The 19,715-nt window shown below is 72.8% G+C and carries 10 protein-coding genes; 7 read left to right on the top strand and 3 right to left on the bottom strand.

The genetic code is table 11. The annotated features are described in order from the left end of the window. Nucleotides 1–82 precede the first annotated feature (82 nt). Together AB0J46_RS36755 and AB0J46_RS36750 are read left to right on the top strand one after the other, a co-directional pair. Nucleotides 83–790: an RraA family protein gene (locus tag AB0J46_RS36755; RefSeq protein WP_358299398.1), complete on the top strand. Its 708-nt coding sequence runs from the start codon at nucleotides 83–85 to the stop codon at nucleotides 788–790. Continuing rightward, nucleotides 790–3,942 (top strand): hypothetical protein, encoded by a 3,153-nt coding sequence (locus AB0J46_RS36750; RefSeq protein ID WP_364338754.1) that lies wholly within the window; start codon nucleotides 790–792, stop codon nucleotides 3,940–3,942. The genes AB0J46_RS36755 and AB0J46_RS36750 overlap by 1 nt, the downstream gene beginning before the upstream one ends. On the opposite strand, the gene AB0J46_RS36745 is transcribed toward AB0J46_RS36750, so the two are convergent. After that, nucleotides 3,867–4,649 (bottom strand): polysaccharide deacetylase family protein, encoded by a 783-nt coding sequence (locus AB0J46_RS36745; protein ID WP_364338752.1) that lies wholly within the window; start codon nucleotides 4,647–4,649, stop codon nucleotides 3,867–3,869. The genes AB0J46_RS36750 and AB0J46_RS36745 overlap by 76 nt on opposite strands. 142 nt (nucleotides 4,650–4,791) lie before the next feature. On the opposite strand from AB0J46_RS36745, the gene AB0J46_RS36740 reads away from it, so the two are divergent. Genes AB0J46_RS36740 through AB0J46_RS36730 form a run of 3 tightly spaced genes read left to right on the top strand, consistent with a single transcriptional unit; the run spans nucleotide 4,792 to nucleotide 11,785 of the window. Further along, nucleotides 4,792–6,276 carry a hypothetical protein gene (locus AB0J46_RS36740; protein WP_364338750.1) on the top strand — a complete coding sequence of 495 codons (1,485 nt, stop codon included), beginning with the start codon at nucleotides 4,792–4,794 and terminating at the stop codon, nucleotides 6,274–6,276. Further along, nucleotides 6,273–9,884: a beta-galactosidase gene (locus AB0J46_RS36735; RefSeq protein WP_364338748.1), complete on the top strand. Its 3,612-nt coding sequence runs from the start codon at nucleotides 6,273–6,275 to the stop codon at nucleotides 9,882–9,884. Before AB0J46_RS36740 ends, AB0J46_RS36735 begins: the two co-directional genes overlap by 4 nt. 41 nt (nucleotides 9,885–9,925) lie before the next feature. Next, entirely contained in the window at nucleotides 9,926–11,785 is a 1,860-nt protein-coding gene (locus AB0J46_RS36730) for a glycoside hydrolase family 97 catalytic domain-containing protein (protein ID WP_364338746.1), read from the top strand. Nucleotides 11,786–11,872: 87 nt separating this feature from the next. Here AB0J46_RS36730 and AB0J46_RS36725 read toward each other — a convergent pair whose 3' ends face one another. Beyond that, the gene (locus tag AB0J46_RS36725; protein WP_364338744.1) at nucleotides 11,873–13,162 is read right to left on the bottom strand and encodes an ROK family transcriptional regulator; all 1,290 of its coding nucleotides are present in this window, start codon (nucleotides 13,160–13,162) and stop codon (nucleotides 11,873–11,875) included. A gap of 127 nt (nucleotides 13,163–13,289) precedes the next feature. Here AB0J46_RS36725 and AB0J46_RS36720 point away from each other — a divergent pair, with 127 nt between their 5' ends. Together AB0J46_RS36720 and AB0J46_RS36715 are read left to right on the top strand one after the other, a co-directional pair. After that, nucleotides 13,290–15,521, top strand: a complete 2,232-nt coding sequence (locus AB0J46_RS36720) for an FAD-dependent oxidoreductase (protein WP_364338742.1) — start codon at nucleotides 13,290–13,292, stop codon at nucleotides 15,519–15,521. Nucleotides 15,522–15,539: 18 nt separating this feature from the next. Continuing rightward, a complete protein-coding gene (locus AB0J46_RS36715) occupies nucleotides 15,540–18,509 on the top strand; it encodes a glycoside hydrolase family 38 C-terminal domain-containing protein (protein ID WP_364338740.1) in 2,970 nt (989 codons plus the stop codon). On the opposite strand, the gene AB0J46_RS36710 is transcribed toward AB0J46_RS36715, so the two are convergent. After that, the gene (locus AB0J46_RS36710; RefSeq protein ID WP_364338738.1) at nucleotides 18,490–19,524 is read right to left on the bottom strand and encodes a LacI family DNA-binding transcriptional regulator; all 1,035 of its coding nucleotides are present in this window, start codon (nucleotides 19,522–19,524) and stop codon (nucleotides 18,490–18,492) included. The genes AB0J46_RS36715 and AB0J46_RS36710 overlap by 20 nt on opposite strands. Nucleotides 19,525–19,715 lie beyond the last annotated feature (191 nt).

The raw sequence follows: 19,715 nt of genomic DNA, 5'->3' as shown, positions 1-19,715 counted from the left end.
CCCTGCCCCCACCTCACCCTGCCCGCCGGGACCCGCACCGGTCTCGCGCGGGGCCCGATCACGAGCGTCACCTAGGAGTGGCATGCATCGGCTGAAACGCTGGAACACCCCCACCGTCTACAACGGCTGGGAACAGATCACCCAGCGCGACATCGCCTTCCACCAGGAGGAATCGCGCGACTTCATGCCCCAGATGGGCCCCATGGTCGGCCGGGCGGTCACCGTCGTCATCGAGCCGGGCAACCCGGAGCACCCCGCTGACGTGTGGGACGACTACCGGCGCTACGTGGCCTCGGTCGACGGGCCGAAGATCGTCGTTGTGCAGGACCTCGACAAGCCCAGGACCGTCGGCTCGTTCTGGGGCGAGGTCAACAGCGGCGCGCACCGCGCGCTGGGCTGCGTCGGCACCATCACCGACGGCGCGATCCGTGACCTGGACGAGATGACCGGCGCCGGGTTCAAAGCCCTCGCCAGGCGGCTGTGCGTGGGGCACGCCCATGTCCGCCCGGTGCGCTGGGGCGTACCGGTCGAGGTGTTCGGGCAGGTCGTCGAGCCGGGGCAGCTCGTGCACGCCGACCAGCACGGGTTCCTGGCGATCCCGGCCGAGGACGAGGACGGGCTGCTGGAAGCGGCGGCCTTCATGGACGCCAACGAGTGCGGCACCGTCATCCCCGCCGCGCAGGCGGCGGGCCGCTCCCATGAGCAGGTGATCGCCGACCTCGGCGCGGCGGGCGAGGACTTCGCCCGCGCGGCCGCAGAGCGCTACGGACGGCAAGGAGAATCCCGCTGATGAAGATCATCTCAAGGAGGGCGGGCGCCGCCTGCGCGGCCATCCTGGCGGCCGGGCTGCTGACGGCCCTGCTGACGGCCCTGCCCGCGCAGAGCGCGAGTGCCGCGGCGGCGGCCACGGCCGTGCTCGGCGCCGACCCCGTCTACACCGGCGTCGTCAAGGCGTGGCCGGGCGACGGCGACAAGGACCCGGCCCACGCCGTCAGCGAGCGCGGCGGCGAGTCGTGCTGGCAGATGTCCGGCACGCCGTACAACCGCTACGTCTACGTGGACGTGGCCGACGCCGCGATCCCGGCCGGGGCGACCCGCGCCTGGGTCGTGGTCCGCTACTTCGACGCGGGACCGGTCGGTCTCGACGTGCACTACGACGGCAAGGCCGGCGCCTTCACCGGCAGCGCCAACGTGGCGCTGACCGGCACCGGCACGTGGAAGAGCTCGGTCATCGGGCTCAGCGACATCAACTTCAAGAACCGGGTCAACGGCGCCGACTTCCGGCTCAACGTCAAGGCCGACGCCGCCTCGATCCCCGCCGTGTGCTTCAGCAGGGTCGAGGTGCACTTCACCGACCCGTCGCAGCTCACGATCACCAACCCGTCGCTGGTCTTCACCCAGGGGACGAACACGATCGACGTCGCCGCGGCGGCCGACCAGGTGGAGTGGACGATCGGCGACCCGAACGGGGTCCCGCTGCGGTCGGGCACGCGGGCGGTGGCCGGCGGCACCACGAAGATCGACATCTCCGATCTCGGCCCGGGTTACTACCGGCTGACCGTCTCGACCGGGCTCACCACCCGCTCCACCTCGTTCGGGGTCGTCACCCCGCTCGCCACGAGGGATCCGTACTTCGCCGCCGCCATCCACTACGGCTGGCAGCCGGGCATCGAGGCACAGCTGCTCAGGACGGCCGCGCAGGTCGGATGGACCGAGGTGCGCTCCGACGCCAACTGGTCGGGCATCGAGAGGCAGGCGGGCGTCTACGACTTCACCGGCGCCCTCGACACCGGCCTGCGCAAGGCGCATGAGAACGGCATCACCACGATGCCCATCCTCGGCTACCGCAACCCGCTGTACGACGGCGGCAAGACGCCCAGCACCCCCGCCGGCCTGGCCGCGTTCGCCCGCTTCGGCGCGGCCGTGGCGGCCAATTACGCCTCCTTCACCAAGGACGTCTCGGTCTACAACGAGTACAACTCCACCGGCTTCAACGACGGCGCCTGCGGCATCACTCCGCAGTGCTACCTCGACGTCGTCAAGGCCCTCTACCCGGCCATCCACCAGGCCGTGCCCGCGGCCAACGTGGTCGGCCCGACCTCGGCCGGCACCCAGCTCGCCTGGCACGACCAGTTCTTCGCCCTCGGCGGCCTGGACTACCTCGACACGCTGAGCGTCAACTTCTACGGCTACGCCGACGCCGGGGCCGGCACGCCGCCCGAGCGGACCGTGATGACGACCGAGTTCCCGCAGCTCGTGGCGAAGGTCAAGGCCAGGAAGGACATGCCGATCTGGATCAGCGAGAACGGCTGGCCCACCCACACCGCCGGCTCCACCGAGGCCCAGCAGGCCGACTACCTGATCAGGGCGCAGACGCTGGCCAGGAGCGCGGGCGCGGACAAGTACTTCTGGTACGACCTCATCGACGACGGCGACAACGCCGGCGAGCGCGAGCACCGCTTCGGCCTGTTCCGCCGCCCGGCCTCCGGCGTCGCCGCCCCCTCGCCCAAGCCGGCCGCGATCTCCCAGGCCGTGCTGATCCGCAAGCTCGCCGGCCGCACGCTCGGCGCCCGCCAGGACACCGGCGACGCCGACGTCCACTCCTACCCGATCAGCGGCGGCACCCGGCTGCTGTGGGCCGTCCAGCCCCGCTCGGTCACGCTCAGCGCGCTCGGCGACGTCACGCTGACCGACCAGTTCGGCGCGGTCAGCACGCTCAGGCCGCAGGCCGGCAAGGTGCGGCTCGACCTGGACGGCAGCCCCGTCTTCGTCTCCGGCCCCGTCTCCTCGGTCAAGGCCGGCGCCTCGCCGCTGTCGGTCAGCGCCCCCGAGCAGTCGGTCACCGGCGAGAACCTGGCCGTGACCGTCACGGCCGACCGCACCGGCGGCGCGAAGCTGCCCGGCAGGCTGGCCGTGGCCGCCGGCGGCGTCAAGGCCGACCTGGTGACCCGCAAGGGCAGGAAGACGTCGGTCACGCTGGAGCTGCCCGCCACTCCGGTGACCGGCCGCAGGCCGGTCACCGCGACGGCCGCCGACGACCGCGGCCCCATCGCCCGGCTGCGCTCGGGAACCCAGGTGGTCAGGCCGTACACGGTCAACGGGCGGCCGGTCGTCGACGGGAGGAAGCTCCGGGTCACCGTGACCAACAACAGCCCGTCCACGCCGGTCAAGCTGAGCTCCGTCGGCTGGCAGGTGGGCTCGTGGCGCGGGGTGGTCGCCGATCCGGCCGAGGTGCCCGCGCTGGGCTCGGCCTCGGTGGAGGTGCCGGTGCCGGACGCCCTGCCGTACGTGAACTACAGCTACGCGGTCACGGCCGGGAACGCGAGCGACACCGGGTCGCTCAGCTTCAGCCCGATCGAGAAGGCCGGGGCGACCACCCTGGACCCGATCGACCTGGACGGCCTGGGCCGCTGGGTGGGCCTGCGCGGCGGCACGCGGACCGGCCCCGGCGACCTGTCCGGGATTATCCGGTTCACGCACAGCCCGGACGCGCTGATCCTGGACGCGGTCATCAAGGACGACGTGCACAACGCCGCCCGCACCGACCCGTCGCAGACCTGGCAGGTCGACTCCGTGCAGTTCAGCCTGTACTCGGCCTTCCCGGGCGAGCTCACCGGCGAACGCGTCGAGATCGGCGCGGCCCTGCTGCCGTCGGGGCCCGCCGCCTACACCTGGACCGGCACGGCCGGGCCGACCCCGGGCGCCGACGTCGCCATCACCAGGGACGAGACGGCCAAGACCACCACGTACCGGCTGGCCGTGCCGTGGGCGTCGCTCGGCTACGACAAGCCGCCGACCGGCGTGATCGGGATCTCGTTCCTCGTCAACGACGCCGACGGCGGAACGGGCGGCGACGCCCGCGACGGCTACCTTGAATGGGGGAGCGGCGTCGGCAGCGCGCCCAAGAACCCGGCGCTGTTCCGCTCCGCCCAGCTCGTCTGAGCGGTCCGGTCCAGGTCGTCGAAGCCCAGGACGGCGAGTCCGAGCTCGGCGGCCTGGGCCAGCACCGTCTCCAGCCGCGCCGGTGACACGTGGTTGCACTCGTGGGAGTCGGCGACCGCGTGCGCGTAGAACGTCACCGCCTCCTGCCGCCCGGCCGCGCGCACCAGGGCCGAACGCACCGAGGCGTCGTCGACCCCGGCGGGCTTGAACAGCTTGCCCGTGTCGATCCCGGCCCCGATCAGCACGCGGCGCCCGGCGAGCTCGGCGACCGGGGTGAAGATCTCGTCCACGGTGTCCAGGCCGCCCTCGGCCGGGTGTCGCGCGCCGCCGCGCAACCGGTGGAACACCCCGCCCAGCACCGCGTCCGACCGTTCGTCGCGGCGGCTCACGGGATAGGCGAAGCAGGCGGCCTCGAACCCGTGCGCGCGCAGCGCCGCCAGGCACGGGGTGACGTCCTCGGCCAGGTAGCCGTCGCCGCCGAGGGCCGCGATCCGGTCGGGCGCCCACAGGTGCCGGTAGCCGTGCGCCCCCACGGTGTGCCCGTCGTCCGCCAGCTCGCGCAGCCGTTTCCAGCCGTCGTCGTCGATCCTGTACGGCTCGCTGACGAAGAACGTCACCCGCGCGCCGTACTCCCTGAACAGGCCGCGCATCGCGCGCCACTCGGGGACGAAGAAGTCGTCGAAGGTCATCAGCAGGATGCCGCTCATGGCGGTGATCATAACGTGTTAACGCGTCAACTTGAAGGTGTATCCGTCGCTCGTCCGCGTCCGTTGACGGGAGGTGGTCCGGATCTCTAGTCTCCACTTAATCCGGGGGATGGATTTAGTCGCCGTTCGCGAAGGAGGACCCGTGACCGCAGCCGATCCGCCCGACGTTCCTCGTGCCCTCTCCCGCCGTGCCGTCCTCGCGGGCGCGGGTCTCGGCACGGCCGCCGCCGTACTCGGGCTCCCCGGGCGGGCGAACGCCGCCGCGACGCCCGTGCCGCTGGGGGCGCTGCTCGGCACCAACCACGCCGCCGGGGCCGGTCCCGGGATCGGCGCCCTGGCCGGGATGTCGTGGGATCGCGCCGACGTCCTCTGGGCCGCCGTCGAGCCGGCCCAGGGGACGTACGACGACACCGCCGTCCACGCCTTCGGCGCCCGGTTCGCCGCCGCCGCGCTGAACGGCGTGACCCTGCTCCCGGTCCTGGCCTACTCCGCCCCGTGGGCCGCCCGGACGACGGCGTACGGCTGGACGCACTGGGACGTGCGGTACGAGGTCGGCGCCGCCCAGGCGAACGCCGGCTCGGGCTGGTCACGCCAAGTGACCAGGACCCGGATCAGCACCGGCGAAATCCTCCAGGACGAGGTCGTCGTGCTGCCCAAGGACAGGACGCCGCCGGCGGACCCGGCGAGGTGGAGCGCGTTCGTCGACCACGTCGTGGGGATCCTGCGCGGCACCTACGGGGTCGAGTACTTCCAGGTGTGGAACGAGGCGTACTGGTCGGCGGGATTCTGGTACGGCAGCCCGTACGAGTACGTGGACCAGGTGCACAAGCCCGCGTCGGCGGTGATCCGCGGCCACGGCGGCAAGGTCGTCTACGGCGGCTGGCCCTCGGTGGCGGCGATCGCCCGCTTCACCGCCCTGCTGACCGAGACAGGCGCCTGGTCCAGCATCGACGTGCTCGACGTGCACTACTACAAGCCGTCCGACCTGGAGTCGCTGCGGGTCGCGTGCGTCGCCGCGCTGGGGACGTCGCTGCCGATCTGGCAGACCGAGATCGGCTACTCGACCAGCCCCGCGGCGGCCGCCCTGGTGTACCCGGGACTGCTGCACTGGGCGATCACGCGCGGCCTCGCGCAGCGGCCGGACGGCTTCAAGCTGCTCTGGTACGCCTGGCAGGCGCCCGCCTCGGCGTCCGCGGCCGACGCCGGCCGCTACCTGCGCAAAGCCGACGGGACGCCGACCTCCCACGGCGTCTGCCTCAGCACCGTCGCCGACCTCTTCGACGGCGTGGTGCCCGAGACCTACGACACCCACACCAACGACGCCGGGCTCACGACGGCCCGGGACTGGGCCTCCGGTTCCGTCGAAGGGTTCCTGGTCGGCGGCAGCAGGATCGTCATCGCCGTCCACACCCCGGCCGGCTGGGCGGGCACGCACGTGACCTTCACCCTGGCCTCGCCGCCGCCCACGGCCGTCGCGGCCCGCGTGGACGTGACCGGACAGCGCACGCCGCTGACCCTCACCGGCGACACGGTCACCGTGCCGCTGGCCGACGCGCCGGGGTCGGCCGCCGCCTCCTGCAACGCCGCTTCCAGCATCCGCACCTGCTATCTCGAGGTCTCCTTGTGACAATCTCCCGCCGTACCTTCCTGCGCGGCGTCGGCGTCTCCGCCACCGCCGCCGTGCTCCCCGCCGTCACCGCCCAGTGGGCGGCCGCCGACCCGCGCTCCGCCCTGCTGACCCGCGAACAGCTGACAGCGCTGCTCGGACGGGGCGCGCACCTCCCGCTCGTGAGACTCGCCGGGGCCGGGGACCTCGGCGGCACGTTCGGCGCCCGCCTGCCGAGCCGCGACGACCAGGTGTCCATCACGGGGTGGGCCGGCGCGGACGACCTGTCGGCCGACCTCGCGCTCGGCTACGACGCCGAACGGCTGTACGTCGCCGCGACGGTGACCGACGACGCCCACCGCCCGATCGGCGGCACCAACCAGTGGCAGGGCGACGGGCTCCAGATCGCCTTCGGCGACAGCGGCGGCGGATACGGCCCGGAGTACGGCCTCGCGCTGCTCGACGGCGGCCCCGAGGTCTACCGGTTCAGCGACGGCCCGGTCACCTCGCCGGTCGGCGACGTCACCCTGACCGCCCGGCGCGAGGGGACGAAGACGCACTACCTGGCGGCGTTCCCGTGGGCCTCGACCGGCGTCGACGCGCCGGCTCCCGGCGGCTCGGTGCTGTTCAACGCGATCGTCAACGACAACGACGGCGCGAACCGGCGGGGCTGGATCCAGTGGCGTCCCGGCATCGCCACCGGCAAGTCCGCGCAGGAGTTCGTACGGCTGGCGGCCCTGCCCGAGTCGGGCGCGTGCCAGGCCTGGATCACCCTCGACGAGGACGAGGTCGAGGCGGGGTCCACGATCGAGGCGGCGATCTACGTCCTGAACTGGGACGACGCCGAGCGCCGCGTCGAGGTGACCGGCCCGGACGGCGCCGCGACCACCGCGACGATCCCGGCTCGCACCACCCTGCGGCTCACGATCCCGATCACCGCGACGACCGCGGGCGAGCTCGCGATCACCGCCTCGGTGCAGGACCTGACCGGCGGCGCGACCACCGACCTGGCGGCGACCGGCCGGGTGACGATGTCGGCGGAGGCGATCGCGCGGGACCTCGCCGGGATCGCCGCATCCGTCAGGACGGCCGGGGACCTGCTGGCACAGTGCGAGGAGCGGGGGATCCCCACCCCCTACGAACGCGTCGACGCGACCACCTTGGAGAAGTTCACCGGCTACACCCGTGACGACGTCACGGCAGGTCAGAGGTGGCGCGCCACCTACAACACGGTCACCATGACGGCGATGGCCGACCACCTCCTCACCCGCCTGCGATCCCTGGCCGCCGGGAAGGCGCAGGGGACGCGGGTGCCGCGCTACGTCACCGGGCCGATCGGCCGCGACGACTGGATGTTCACCGGCACGGTCTCCGACGGCACGACGACCACGAAGGGCCGCCCGGTCGTGTTCAGCGGCCCGATGGGATGGGCCGAGGTGGTCGCCGACATCCCCAGGCTGGCCGATCTCGGCTTCAACGCCTGCGCCCTGGAGATGGGGCCGCAGAGCGCGATCGTCCCGCCGGACGCGATCCCGGGCTGGGGCACGACGGGCGTCGGCGACGCGGCGGTGACCTTCGCCCGCGACGCGTCGGTCGCGCACGGCTCCGCCGCGTCCCTGCGCGTGTCGTTCGCCGGTCCGAGGAGGCCGAACAACTACCGCCAGTTCTCCCAGCCGCTGACCGTGGAGCCGGGGGCCGCCTACCGGGTCCGCGCGTGGATCAAGGGGCAGGACGTCACCCTTCGCGCGGTGTCGATCCCCACCGCCACCTGGGCCACCCGCTACTACCCGCCGGAGGGCACCTACGACTGGCAGCAGGTCGAGTTCACCCTCAACCCCGGCAACGTGTCCTCCTACCGCTTCTCGATCATCTGCGAGGGCCAGGTCGGGGCGCTGTGGATCGACGACCTGACCATCACGCGCGCCGACGGGACGGGTCCGGAGAACATCGCGGGCAACGGCGGGTTCGACGAAGCGGTGACGGTCGCGGCGAGCGGCGAGTACGCGGTGTCGCCGTACGAGATCGACCGGGGCCCGGTCCGCTGGCTCGCGGCGGCGGCCGAGGCGAACGTCGCCCTGAGCCTGCTGCTGGCGCCGCAGTACTTCCCGGCCTTCCTGACGGCCAGGCACCCCGAGCTCAAGCTGGCCGAGGGGTACGACGTCCACCACCCGCTGGCGCGGGAGGTGATCGAGGCGTTCCTGCGTGCGATCATCCCCAGGATCGCGAAGTCGCCGGCGCTGCACAGCCTGATCCTCAGCAACGAGCCCCGCTACGTCGACACGGCGAGCCCGTCGACCAGGCGCGGCTGGGCGCGCTTCCTCGCCGCGGAGTACCGCGACATCGCCGAGCTCAACAAGGTGTACGGCACCGCGCACCGGACCTTCGACGAGGTGCCCGCCCCCGGCGTGCGGGCGGTCGAGCCGACCGTGCGGTGTCACGACTGGATCACCTTCAACACCAGGGCGTTCGCCGCGTGGCACGCGTGGATGGCCGAGGTGGTCCACGACATCGCCCCGGACGTCCCGGTGCACTCCAAGATGGTGGGCAGCACCCTGAAGGACCGCAACTACCTGCTGTGGGGCCCCGATCCCGAGCAGTGGGCCACCTTCTCCCAGCTGTCGGGCAACGACGCGTCCAACTACCCGGGACAGGGCGTCGACGGCTTCCTGGGCAAGTTCGCGTTCTACGACCTCCAGGCCGGCATCGCGCGGACCCCGGTGTTCGACTCCGAGGACCACGTGATCCCCGACCGGAGCACGTCGTACTCGAAGGTGGAGGCGGCCCACGTGGGGGCGGACCTGTGGCAGGGCGCCCTGCACGGCCGTTCCGCCACCGCCTTCTGGGTGTGGGCGCGGACCACCGAGGCGGCGTCCACGCTGGCGGGCAGCATGCTGCACCGGCCGGACGTGGTCGCCGCGGCCGGCCGGACCAGCCTGGACCTGAACCGGTTCGCCGCCGAGGTGGCCCTGCTGCAGGGCGCCGGGGCCGGCGTCGGAATCCTGTACTCGCGTACCTCGTCGGTGTACTCCGCGCAGCACCTGGCCGCGGTGCGCGAAGTGTACAAGGCCCTGACCATGAACGGCGTCCCCGTGCACTTCGTCACCGAGTCCGGCCTGTCCGGGCGGCAGGCCACCGAAGGGGTGAAGATGGTGATCGCACCAGGGGTGACGCATCTGCCGTTCGCCTGCCTGCGTGGGCTGCGCGACCTGGCCCGCGAGGTCCGGCTCGTCGTCGCGGGCGCCGACCCCCTGACGTCCGACGAGCGGAACCAGGCCCTTCCGGCCGGAGAGCGCACGGAGGTGCTCAGGAAGGCGACCGTCCTGCCGGCCGACGGTCCGGCCGGCATCGGGGCCGCCGTGCTCGGCCTGGCGCGGCGGAGCAGGCTCGACGCGGTGACGCTGGAGCGTACGTCCGGTGGCCCGCCCGCGGCCGTCGAGTGGCGGCCGGTGCACGACGGCAGGCGCTGGCTGGTCGGCGTGACGAACTACGGGACGCGGACGGAAGTGGTGACGATCAGGCTCCACGGCCGCGCGCCGCGCGAACTCCAGGACCTGCTCACCGGGGAACGACTCGACCGGTCGAGGGCGCAGCTGGCCCCGCTGACGCCACGCCTCCTGACCCTCCGGTAAGACCGTTTTTAATCCGCCCATCGGACTAAAGGAACCCAAACGTGTTGTGGACCGTGAAGTCGCCCGAGGGCGCGGTCGAGCTCGACGTCTCGCTGGACGACCGGGGCCGGCTCTTCTACGACGTACGGCGGCGTGGCGTCGTCCTCCTCCAGCGGTCCAGGCTCGGCGTCGAGCGGCAGGACGCGTCGTTCCACGACGGGCTCACGCTGGTGGCCGAACCCGTGGCCGAGGCGCGGGACGAGAGTCACGCCGCGGCGCACGGCAAGCGCGCCGTGCTGCGCGAGCGGTCCACGGCGGCGACGCTGTCGGTGCGCGGACGCAACGGCGCGCGCCTCGACCTCGACCTCCGCGTCCTGGACGACGCCGTCGCCTTCCGCTACCGCTTCCCCGAGGGCCCCGGCACTGCCACGGTCACCAGGGAGCTGACGACCTTCGCCTTCGCGGCGGAAGGGCGTGCCTGGGCGCAGCCGACCTCGCCCTCCGACGGCGGCGGCCCCGCGCACGAGAACCTCTACACCAACGGCGTGCCCATCGGCACCCCGACCGGCGCGCGCTCCTACGACCTGCCCGCGACGTTCGAGGTGAACGGGCAGTGGCTGCTCGTCTCCGAGGCCGGGCTGGACGAGACCTTCCACGGCACCCGGCTGGCCCCCGTGCCGGCCGGCCGGGAGTACGGCGTGCTGGGCCCCGATCCGGACGAGGGACTCGGGCACGGCGACGCCCTGGCCACCTCGACGTTGCCGTGGACGCTCCCGTGGCGGTTCGTCGCGATCGCGGACACCGCGGCCGGGCTGATCGGGTCCACGACCGTGTGGCACCTGGCCGAGCCCGCCGCGATCATCGACACCTCGTGGATCAGGCCGGGACGCGTGTCGTGGAGCTGGTGGTCGGAGAACGCCAGCCCGCGCGACCTGGCCGCGCTGCGGCGCTTCGTGGACCTGGCGGGCGAGATGGGCTGGGAGTACTCGCTCGTCGACGCGAACTGGACGGTCCACACCGAGCAGGAGATCCGCGATCTGGTCCGCTACGCCGCGGAACGGGACGTGCGCCTGTTCCTCTGGTACAACTCCGCCGGGCCGAACAACGACTCGACCGAGGGGCCGCGCGACCTCATGCACCTGCCCGAGACGCGGCGGGCGGAGCTGGCCAGGATCGCGGGCTGGGGGATCGCCGGGATCAAGGTCGACTTCTTCCACTCCGACAAGCAGGCCGGGATCGCGCACTACCTCGGCATCCTGCGGGACGCGGCCGAGGCCGGGCTGATGGTCAACTTCCACGGGAGCACCATCCCGCGCGGCTGGGAGCGGACGTGGCCCCACCTGATGACGCTGGAGGCCGTACGCGGGGCCGAGTGGTACCTGTTCGGGCCGGCTTTCGCGGAGGAGGCCGTGTGGCACAACACCGTGCTCCCGTTCACCCGCAACGTGATCGGCCCGATGGACTACACGCCGGTGACCTTCGGCGACGCGCTGCGGCCCCGAAGGACCACGGCGGCCCACGAGCTGGCGCTCGCGGTGGTCTACGAGTCGGGGCTGCTGCACTTCGCGGACTCGCCCGAGTCCTACCGGGCGCAGCCGGCGGAGGTGCGCGAGGTGCTGCGGGCCGTGCCGGCCGCCTGGGACGACACGGTCGGGCTGGCGGGGGAGCCGGGCGACCACGTCGTGCTGGCCCGCCGTACGGGAGGGACCTGGTGGCTGGCGGGCATCAACGGCCCGGTCGCGCGCCCGGCGGCCACCCTCGGCCTCGGGCGCCTCGGGCCGCTGGGCGGCACCTGGCGCCTGGTCGGCGACGGCGCGGACCGCGACGCGGTGGCGGTCTCCGACGTCGCGGCGGGCGAGGCGTTCCGGCTGCCCGCCATGCCCCCGGGCGGCGGCTTCGTCGCCCGCCTGCTCCCGCAGTAAGGGCCAGGGCGGCCGAGAAGCGCCCGCCTGCTCCCCGGGCGGAGCTAGGGGCGGGCCGAGAAGCGCCCGCCTGCTCCCCGGGCGGAGCTAGGGGCGGGCCGAGAAGCGTTCGTCGAGGATCAGGCAGGCGGCGCCGATCGCGGCCACGTCGGCGCCCAGCGCGGTCCCCATGACGCCGAGGTCGTGGATCTCCCGCATCACGAACCGCTCGGCCACCGCCGACCTGAGCAGCGGCAGGTAGTGGTGTGCGGCCGGCGCCCACGCGGGCCCGCCGCACACCACGAGCTCGGTGTCGAGCAGGTTGCCGATGGTGAGGATCGCGCGGGCGAGCCGCCGCCCGGACCGGCGCAGGATCTCCACCGCCCGCGCGTCGCCGTCGTCGGCCGCCCGGCACAGCGCGCCGAGCCGCCGGACCGCCTGGACGAGCTGACCGTCCTCCGGCGTGGCGGGCAGGACGCCCGCCGCGACGGCCTCCTGGATGAGGAACAGCGGCGAGCAGGCGGTGCCCAGGCAGCCGCGCTGCCCGCACTCGCAGGGCGGCCCGTCGGCGTCGACGATCAGGTGCCCGATGTCGCCGGCGTTGCTGGACCGGCCGCGTACGACGATGTCGCCGCTGACCAGCCCCACCCCGACGCCGGTGCCCAGGTAGAGGAAGACGAAGTCGCTGTTGCCCGTCGCGCCGCCGGCCCAGCGCTCGGCCACCGCGGCGGCGGTGACGTCCTTGTCGAGCACGATGGGCAGCCCGGTCGCCCGGTGCAGCCGGTCGACGAGCTCGACGCGGTGCCAGCCGGGCAGGTGCGGCGGGTCGACCATGGCCCCGCCCGCGATGTCGAGGGGGCCGGGCGCCGCGATGCCGAGGCCGAGCACCCGGGCGCGCTCGACGCCGGATCCGGCGAGCAGGACGTCGAGGGCCGCGGCCATGCCGGTCATGATGGCGTCGGCGTCCTGGGGGCTGGCGGTCTGCCTGCTGAAGTGGGCCACGAGGTTGCCGCCGAGGTCGAGCAGCACGTACGTGATCGTGGCCGGGTCGATGTGCACGCCGAGCGCGTAGCGGCTGGCAGGGACCAGCTCAAGGGTGCGGCGCGGCCGGCCGAACCCGGTCGTGGACGTGCCGGTCTCCGCGATGAGCCCCTGGTCGAGCAGCCGCTGGCAGACGTCCGACACGGTCTGCGCGGCGAGGCCCGTCTCGACGACCAGCTCCGCGCGCGAGCTCCCGGTCCGCGCCCGCCTGATCGCGTCGAGGACGACCGAGTCGTTGAAGTCCGCGACGTGTTCGAGATTGGAGCCGCGCCGGAGCCCGGAGGATCGGGCCGGCGGCCCGCCCTCGCGCCTGGCTGCCTTCCCGGCCGTGGTCGACTCCCGCCTGGCTGCTGCCACTGCTCCCCGTTCCCCTCGCCGTCGTCGCGCTCTGCGCCTACCTTAGCCAACCCGTCGTTGACTTATTCAAGACGTCGGAAATATTGTAGATCCGCGTTGCTCAATTCGACCAAGAAAGTCGGCAATCATGATGCAGATCGCACACACCGCCGATGTCACCGTGGTCGGCGGCGGCCTCGCCGGTGTCACGGCCGCCGTGAGCGCCGCCCGCAACGGCGCGAGAGTGGCCCTGATCAACAACAGGGGAGTGCTGGGCGGCAACTCCAGCAGCGAGATCCGGGTGTGGGTGGTGGGCGCCACCGCGCACGGCGCGCAGAAGTTCGCCCGCGAGACCGGCCTGATGGGCGAGCTGTTCGCGGAGAACCAGTGGCGCAACCCGGAGGGCAACCCGATCCTGTGGGACCACGTCGTGCTCGACCTGGTACGCGCCGAGCCCAACATCACCCTCTTTCTCAACACCGAGGTCCGCGAGGTCGAGGCGGGCGGCGAGGAGGAGGACCGGGTGATCCGCTCGGTCACCGGCTGGCAGTCCGGCTCGGAGAAGCTGATCACGTTCGAGTCGCCGATCTTCCTCGACTGCACGGGGGACGGCCTGGTCGGCCTGCTCGCCGGCGCCAGGTTCGCCACCGGCCGGGAGGACCGCAGCGTGTACGGCGAGGATTGGGCCCCCGACGTCGCCGACGACAACATGCTCGGCAGCACGATCCTCTTCTACACCAAGGACACCGGCCGCCCGGTCCGTTTCGTCCCGCCGGGCATCACCAAGGACGTCGAGGCGTTCGACCTGCCGCTGCGCCGCCACATCGACCCCGGCATGAACGGCTGCGACTACTGGTGGATCGAGTGGGGCGGCGAGCTCGACGCGGTCGCCGACAACGAGCGCATCCGCGACGAGCTGTGGGGCATCGTCTTCGGCATCTGGCACCACATCAAGAACTCCGGCCGCTTCGACGCCGACAACCTGACGCTGGAGTGGGTGGGCAGCCTGCCGGGCAAGCGCGAGTACCGCCGCTTCCTCGGTGACCACGTCCTGACCCAGCAGGACATCGTCGGCCAGACCCGCTTCCCCGACTCGGTCGCCTTCGGCGGCTGGTCCATCGACCTGCACCCGCCGGGCGGCATCTACGCCGCCGACAGCCCCTCCAAGCACCTGTTCGGCCCCGGCCTGTACGACATCCCGTTCCGCTGCCTGTACTCCGCCAACGTCCGCAACCTGATGCTGGCGGGCCGCGACATCTCGGCCAGCCACGTCGCCTTCGGCAGCACCCGCGTGATGGCCACCTGCGCCGTCGTGGGGGAGGCCGCGGGCGCGGGGGCCGCGCTCGCCGTGCGCAGGGGCGTGACGCCGCGCGAGATCGCGACCTCGCACCTGGGCGAGCTGCAGTCGATGCTCCTGCGGCAGGACGCCTCCCTGCTGGGCGTGCCCTGGCAGGACCCGTCCGACCTGGCGCTCAAGGCCGCGGTGACGGCGTCGTCCACGCTCACCCGCCTGGCGGGCGACGGAGGCGGCGAGCCGGAACCGCTCCCGATCGGCGAGGCCGACTTCGGGCTGCTGCTGCCCGCCGACCCGCGGATCGACGTCGTGCGGATCGGCGTCGACGCCGCCCGCGCCACCACCGCGACGGTCGAGCTGTGGGGCACGGGCGGCGGGCTGAACCACATCCCCGTGGAACCGCTCGCCCGGCGCGAGGTCCGGGTGGAGGCCGGGCGCGGCCGGCTGGAGGCCCGCTTCGACGACGTGCCCTTCGACGGGGGCGAGGTGGTCGTGGTCGTCCGGCGGAACGCCGACCTCGCCGTCCTGGTCGGCGTGGGCCGCCCGCCGTACGGCGTCCTCGGGCTGCTCAGCAGGGAACCGGCGCTCGACACCGGCAAGCCGCAGAGCAACGCGTGGTCGGCCTTCGAGCTGCGCAGGCGCACGCCGCGGTTCGAGGTCGAGCCCGCGACCGCGGCCTACCGGCCTGAGCAGGTCGCGGGCGGGCTCGCCAGGCCCTACGACGGGCCGAACCTATGGGTCTCCGAAGGCGGCGGCGAGCAGCACGTCGAGCTGCGCTGGAGCGAGGAGCGGGCGATCGGCCGGGTGGAGCTGATCTTCAACGACGACGTCGACGAGGACCTGGTCAACCTGCATCACCATCGCACGCCGTACCTCGTCATGCCGGAACTGGTGAAGGACTACCGGATCGAGGTGGCGCGTACGGGCGGCTGGGAGACGGCCGCGTCCGTCACCGGCAACCGCATGCGCCGCCGGGTCCATGTGCTTGACCCCGCCACGCGGGCGGGCGCCCTGCGGGTCGTCGTCACGGCGACCAACGGCGACGAGCGAGCCATGATCGTCGCCGTGCGGGTCTTCGAAACCTGACTTTGGAGAGAGTGCATCGTGCATGACAACCGTTCGATCGTCGAGGGACGGCTGGCGCGTTTCGTCCAGCAGTTCCTGCCCGGCGCCCTCTACCGGGAACGACGGCCCCTCACCGTGGAGGCGTGGAACGTGCCGGGCGAGCCGGTGCCCGCGCAGGCGGCGTTCGCGGCCGGCTACCAGCCGGTCACGCTGCCGCACCGGTGGGGCGACCCGTGGGGCACGACCTGGTTCCACGTGACCGGCCGGACGCCGGAGGAGATTCCCCCGGGCACCCGGCTGGAGATCGTCGTCGACCTGGGCTTCTCCGGGCCGCGTCCCGGGTTCCAGGCCGAAGGGCTCGGCTACCTGCCCGACGGCACGCTCATCAAAGCCGTGGCGCCGCGCAGCTCCCACCTGCCGTGGGACCCGGCCGAGCCGTACGTCGACCTGTACGTCGAGGCGGCGGCGAACCCGGAACTCGCCGGCGAGAACACCTACGAGCCGACGACGCTGGGCGACCGGGCGACGGCGGGCGGCGGGCCGCTGTACACCGCCAGAGCGTTCGACGTGGCGCTGCTGGACATCGGGGTGTGGGAACTGGCGCAGGACATCTGGACGCTGGACGGGCTGATGCGCGAGCTGAGCCCCGACTCGGCGCGCCGGTGGGAGATCCTGCGGGCGCTGGAGCGGATGCTCGACGCCGTCGACCCCGCCGCCGTGTCGGCGACCGCGGCGGCGGGACGCGCGGCGCTGGCCGGCGTGCTCGCCAGCCCGGCCGCGGCCAGCAGCCACCGGATCGTCGCCGTCGGGCACGCCCACATCGACACGGCCTGGCTGTGGCCGGTGCGCGAGACGATCCGCAAGTGCGCGCGCACGTTCGCCAGCGCGGTGACGCTCATGGACGAGCACCCCGAGTACCGCTTCGCCTGCTCCTCCGCCCAGCAGCTGGCCTGGGTGAAGCAGCACTACCCGGCGCTGTTCGAGCGCATCAGGAAGAAGGTGGCCGCCGGGCAGTTCATCCCGGTCGGCGGCATGTGGGTCGAACCCGACATCAACATGCCCGGCGGCGAGTCGCTGGCCCGCCAGTTCCTGTACGGCAAGCAGTTCTTCCTGCAGGAGTTCGGCGTGGACACGCTGGAGGCCTGGGTGCCGGACACCTTCGGCTACTCGGCCGCGCTGCCGCAGATCATCGCCGCCTCGGGCAGCCGCTGGTTCCTCACCCAGAAGATCTCCTGGAACCAGGTCAACCAGATCCCGCACAGCACCTTCCTGTGGGAGGGCATCGACGGCACCCGGATCTTCACCCACTTCCCGCCCGCCGACACCTACATCTCCGAGCTGTCCGGCGCCGAGCTCGCCCACGCCGCGCGCAGCTACAAGGAGAAGGGCGTGGCCGGGACCTCGCTCGTGCCGTTCGGCTGGGGCGACGGCGGCGGCGGCCCGACCCGCGAGATGCTCGCCGCCGCCGAGCGGCTCAGGTCACTGGAAGGCTCGCCGGCGGTGACGATCGACTCGCCCCAGGCCTTCTTCGAACGCGCCGAGGCCGAGTACGAGAACCCGCCGGTGTGGTCGGGCGAGCTCTATCTCGAACTGCACCGCGGGACCCTGACCAGCCAGCACCTGACCAAGCAGGGCAACCGACGCAACGAGCACCTGCTGCGCGAGGCCGAGCTGTGGGCCGCGACCGCCGCGGTCCGGGAGGGCGCCGCCTACCCCTACGCCGAGCTGACAGACAGCTGGCACACCGTGCTGCTGCAGCAGTTCCACGACGTGCTGCCGGGCACCTCGATCGCCTGGGTGCACGACGAGGTCGAGCAGAACAACGCCGACCTGCTGGAGCGGCTGGACCGGGTGATCGACGAGAGCGTACGCGTCCTCGTCGGCGACGGCGACCTGGAGCTCGCCACGGACGGGCTCGGCATCCGCGAGCGCGCCCCGCACCCGGCGGGCGTCTCCCTCACCGCGGAGGACGCCGGGTTCGTGCTCGACAACGGGCTCGTCCGGGCCGTGATCGACCGCCGGGGCCACCTGGTGTCGCTGCGCGACGCCGGGACCGGCCGCGAGGCGATCGCGCCGGGCGCGGCGGGCCACCGCTTGGTGCTGCACCGCGACATCCCCAACGAGTGGGACGCCTGGGACATCGACGAGCACTACCGGCGCGTCGCCCGCGACGTCGACGAGGTCGAGAGCCTGGAGACCGGCGACGGGGAGGTCGTCGTGACCCGCCGCTTCGGCGACTCGACGATCAGGCAGACGCTGCGGCTGCGCCCGGGATCGGCCGCGCTCGACCTGGTCGCCGAGGTCGACTGGCACGAGCGCCACGCCCTGCTCAAGCTCGTCTTCCCGCTGGACGTGCACGCCGACAGGTTCGCCGCCGAGACCCAGTTCGGCCACGTGTACCGGCCCACGCACACCAACACCTCCTGGGACGCCGCCCGCTTCGAGGTGTGCGCGCACCGCTGGATCCACGTCGGCGAACCCGGGTACGGCGTGGCCATCGCCAACGAGTCGACGTACGGGCACGACGTGGTGCGCGACACCCGCCAGGACGGCGGCACGACCACGACCGTCGGCCTGTCCATGCTGCGGGGCCCGATGTTCCCCGATCCCGGCTCCGACCTGGGCAGGCACACGATCGCCTACTCGATCAGGCCGAACGCCGGCATCCGCGAGGCCGTCGCCGAGGGGTACCGCGCGAACGTGCCGGCGCGTGCCGTGCGCGGCGGGCGGGAGGTCGAGCCGCTGGTGCGGGTCTCGCACCCGGCCGTGATCGTGGAGGCGGTCAAGCTCGCCGAGGACCGCAGCGGCGACGTGATCGTGCGCCTGTACGAGTCGGAGGGGACCAGGGCGGCCGTGCGCGTCGAGGGGGTCGGGGACGCCCGCTTCGTGGACCTGGTCGAACGCGACGTCGAGCCGCCCGCGGGCGCGGAGTTCGAGCCGGGGGCCGTGTCGCTGACGCTGCGCCCGTTCCAGCTGGTCACGCTGCGCTTCACAGCAGCTGGTCGATGAACTCCAGCAGGGTGGCGAGGTCGCCGGCGGCCTGACCGCCCGCGGTGGTGCGGCCGACGACGAGCTTCGGCGCGAAGTCGGCCGCCGTGCCCGGCGCGATGAGGTGCCGCGCCGCCGCGTCGCCGAGCGCGGGCAGGTTGGGGTCGATGGTCGTCAGGAACCCCGACCTGCGCTGCGGCGGGTCCATCGAGAAGTGGTCGTGGCCGACCAGCGCCACGTCCTCCGGGATCCGCAGGCCGTGGGCGCGCAGGCCGACGTAGGCGCCGTAGGCGATGAAGTCGTTGGCGCAGAAGATGGCGTCGACCTCGGTGCCCGCCTCGATCAGCCGGTTGACGGCCCGCAGGCCCCACGCCTTGGACCAGTCGCCGACGATGGGCTCCACCGCGTGCCCGGCGGCCGCCAGGGTCTCCACGAACCCGCGCGTGCGCAGTTCGGCGCCCCGCTCGCTGCCCTCGCCGATGTGCGCGATCTTCGTCCTGCCGAGCGACAGCAGGTGCTCGGCGGCGATCCGCCCCGCGCCGTGGTCGTCGGGCAGGAACGAGACGTCGGCCGGGTTGTCGGACTCGCAGAAGGCGTAGGCGACGGGGCACGACAGCCGGTCGGAGACGGACGGGTAGAGGCCCGACGGCCCCGACCCGATGACCAGCACGGCGTCGACGTGACGGGCTTCGAGCGCCCGGACGAACTGGGCACGCCGCTGGTCGCTCTCGGCGGCGTCGCACACGAGCGTGGCCAGCCCGGCCGCGGCCAGCCTGCGTTCCGCGCCGCGCAGCACCATGCTGCTGAAGATCTCCGAGGCGTCCTCGATGATGATCCCGACCAGCTCGCTCCGCCCTCTGGCGAAGGACTTGGCCAGAGCGTTGGGCCGGAAGTCGAGGCGTTCCACGGCCTCGTGGATGCGCCTGCGGGTCTCCTCGGAGGCGCGTCCGGTGTTGTTGAGCACCTTCGACACCAGCGACACCGAGACGCCGGCGGCCGCGGCGACGTCCGCGAGGGTAGCGGCCTTGCGCGCCATCAGTTCCTGTCCTCCCGGTGACAACAGGTGACGTCCACGTTTCTCCGGACTCTTGACAAAGTACCAGGGTCAGCACGACCATGGCGATGGTCAACCGGTTGACCATCGCCACGAAATCCGCCGGCACGCCACTGCTGCCCGCGTGAGCCCCCAGCGGTCACGACACCGCCCGAGCTCGATCGCCACCATGC

The organism is Nonomuraea sp. NPDC049758 (genome assembly GCF_040674635.1).
Lineage (GTDB): Bacteria > Actinomycetota > Actinomycetes > Streptosporangiales > Streptosporangiaceae > Nonomuraea.
Note: the sequence above shows the minus strand (reverse complement) of the source record. Positions and strands in the feature narration are given on the sequence as shown.

Excerpts from the sequence above, each read along its gene's own strand:
- AB0J46_RS36755 (WP_358299398.1), top strand. The coding sequence starts at position 83 with ATGCATCGGCTGAAACGCTGGAACACCCCCACCGTCTACAACGGCTGG.
- AB0J46_RS36750 (WP_364338754.1), top strand. The coding sequence starts at position 790 with ATGAAGATCATCTCAAGGAGGGCGGGCGCCGCCTGCGCGGCCATCCTG.
- AB0J46_RS36745 (WP_364338752.1), bottom strand. The coding sequence starts at position 4,649 with ATGAGCGGCATCCTGCTGATGACCTTCGACGACTTCTTCGTCCCCGAG.
- AB0J46_RS36720 (WP_364338742.1), top strand. The coding sequence starts at position 13,290 with ATGATGCAGATCGCACACACCGCCGATGTCACCGTGGTCGGCGGCGGC.
- AB0J46_RS36710 (WP_364338738.1), bottom strand. The coding sequence starts at position 19,524 with ATGGCGCGCAAGGCCGCTACCCTCGCGGACGTCGCCGCGGCCGCCGGC.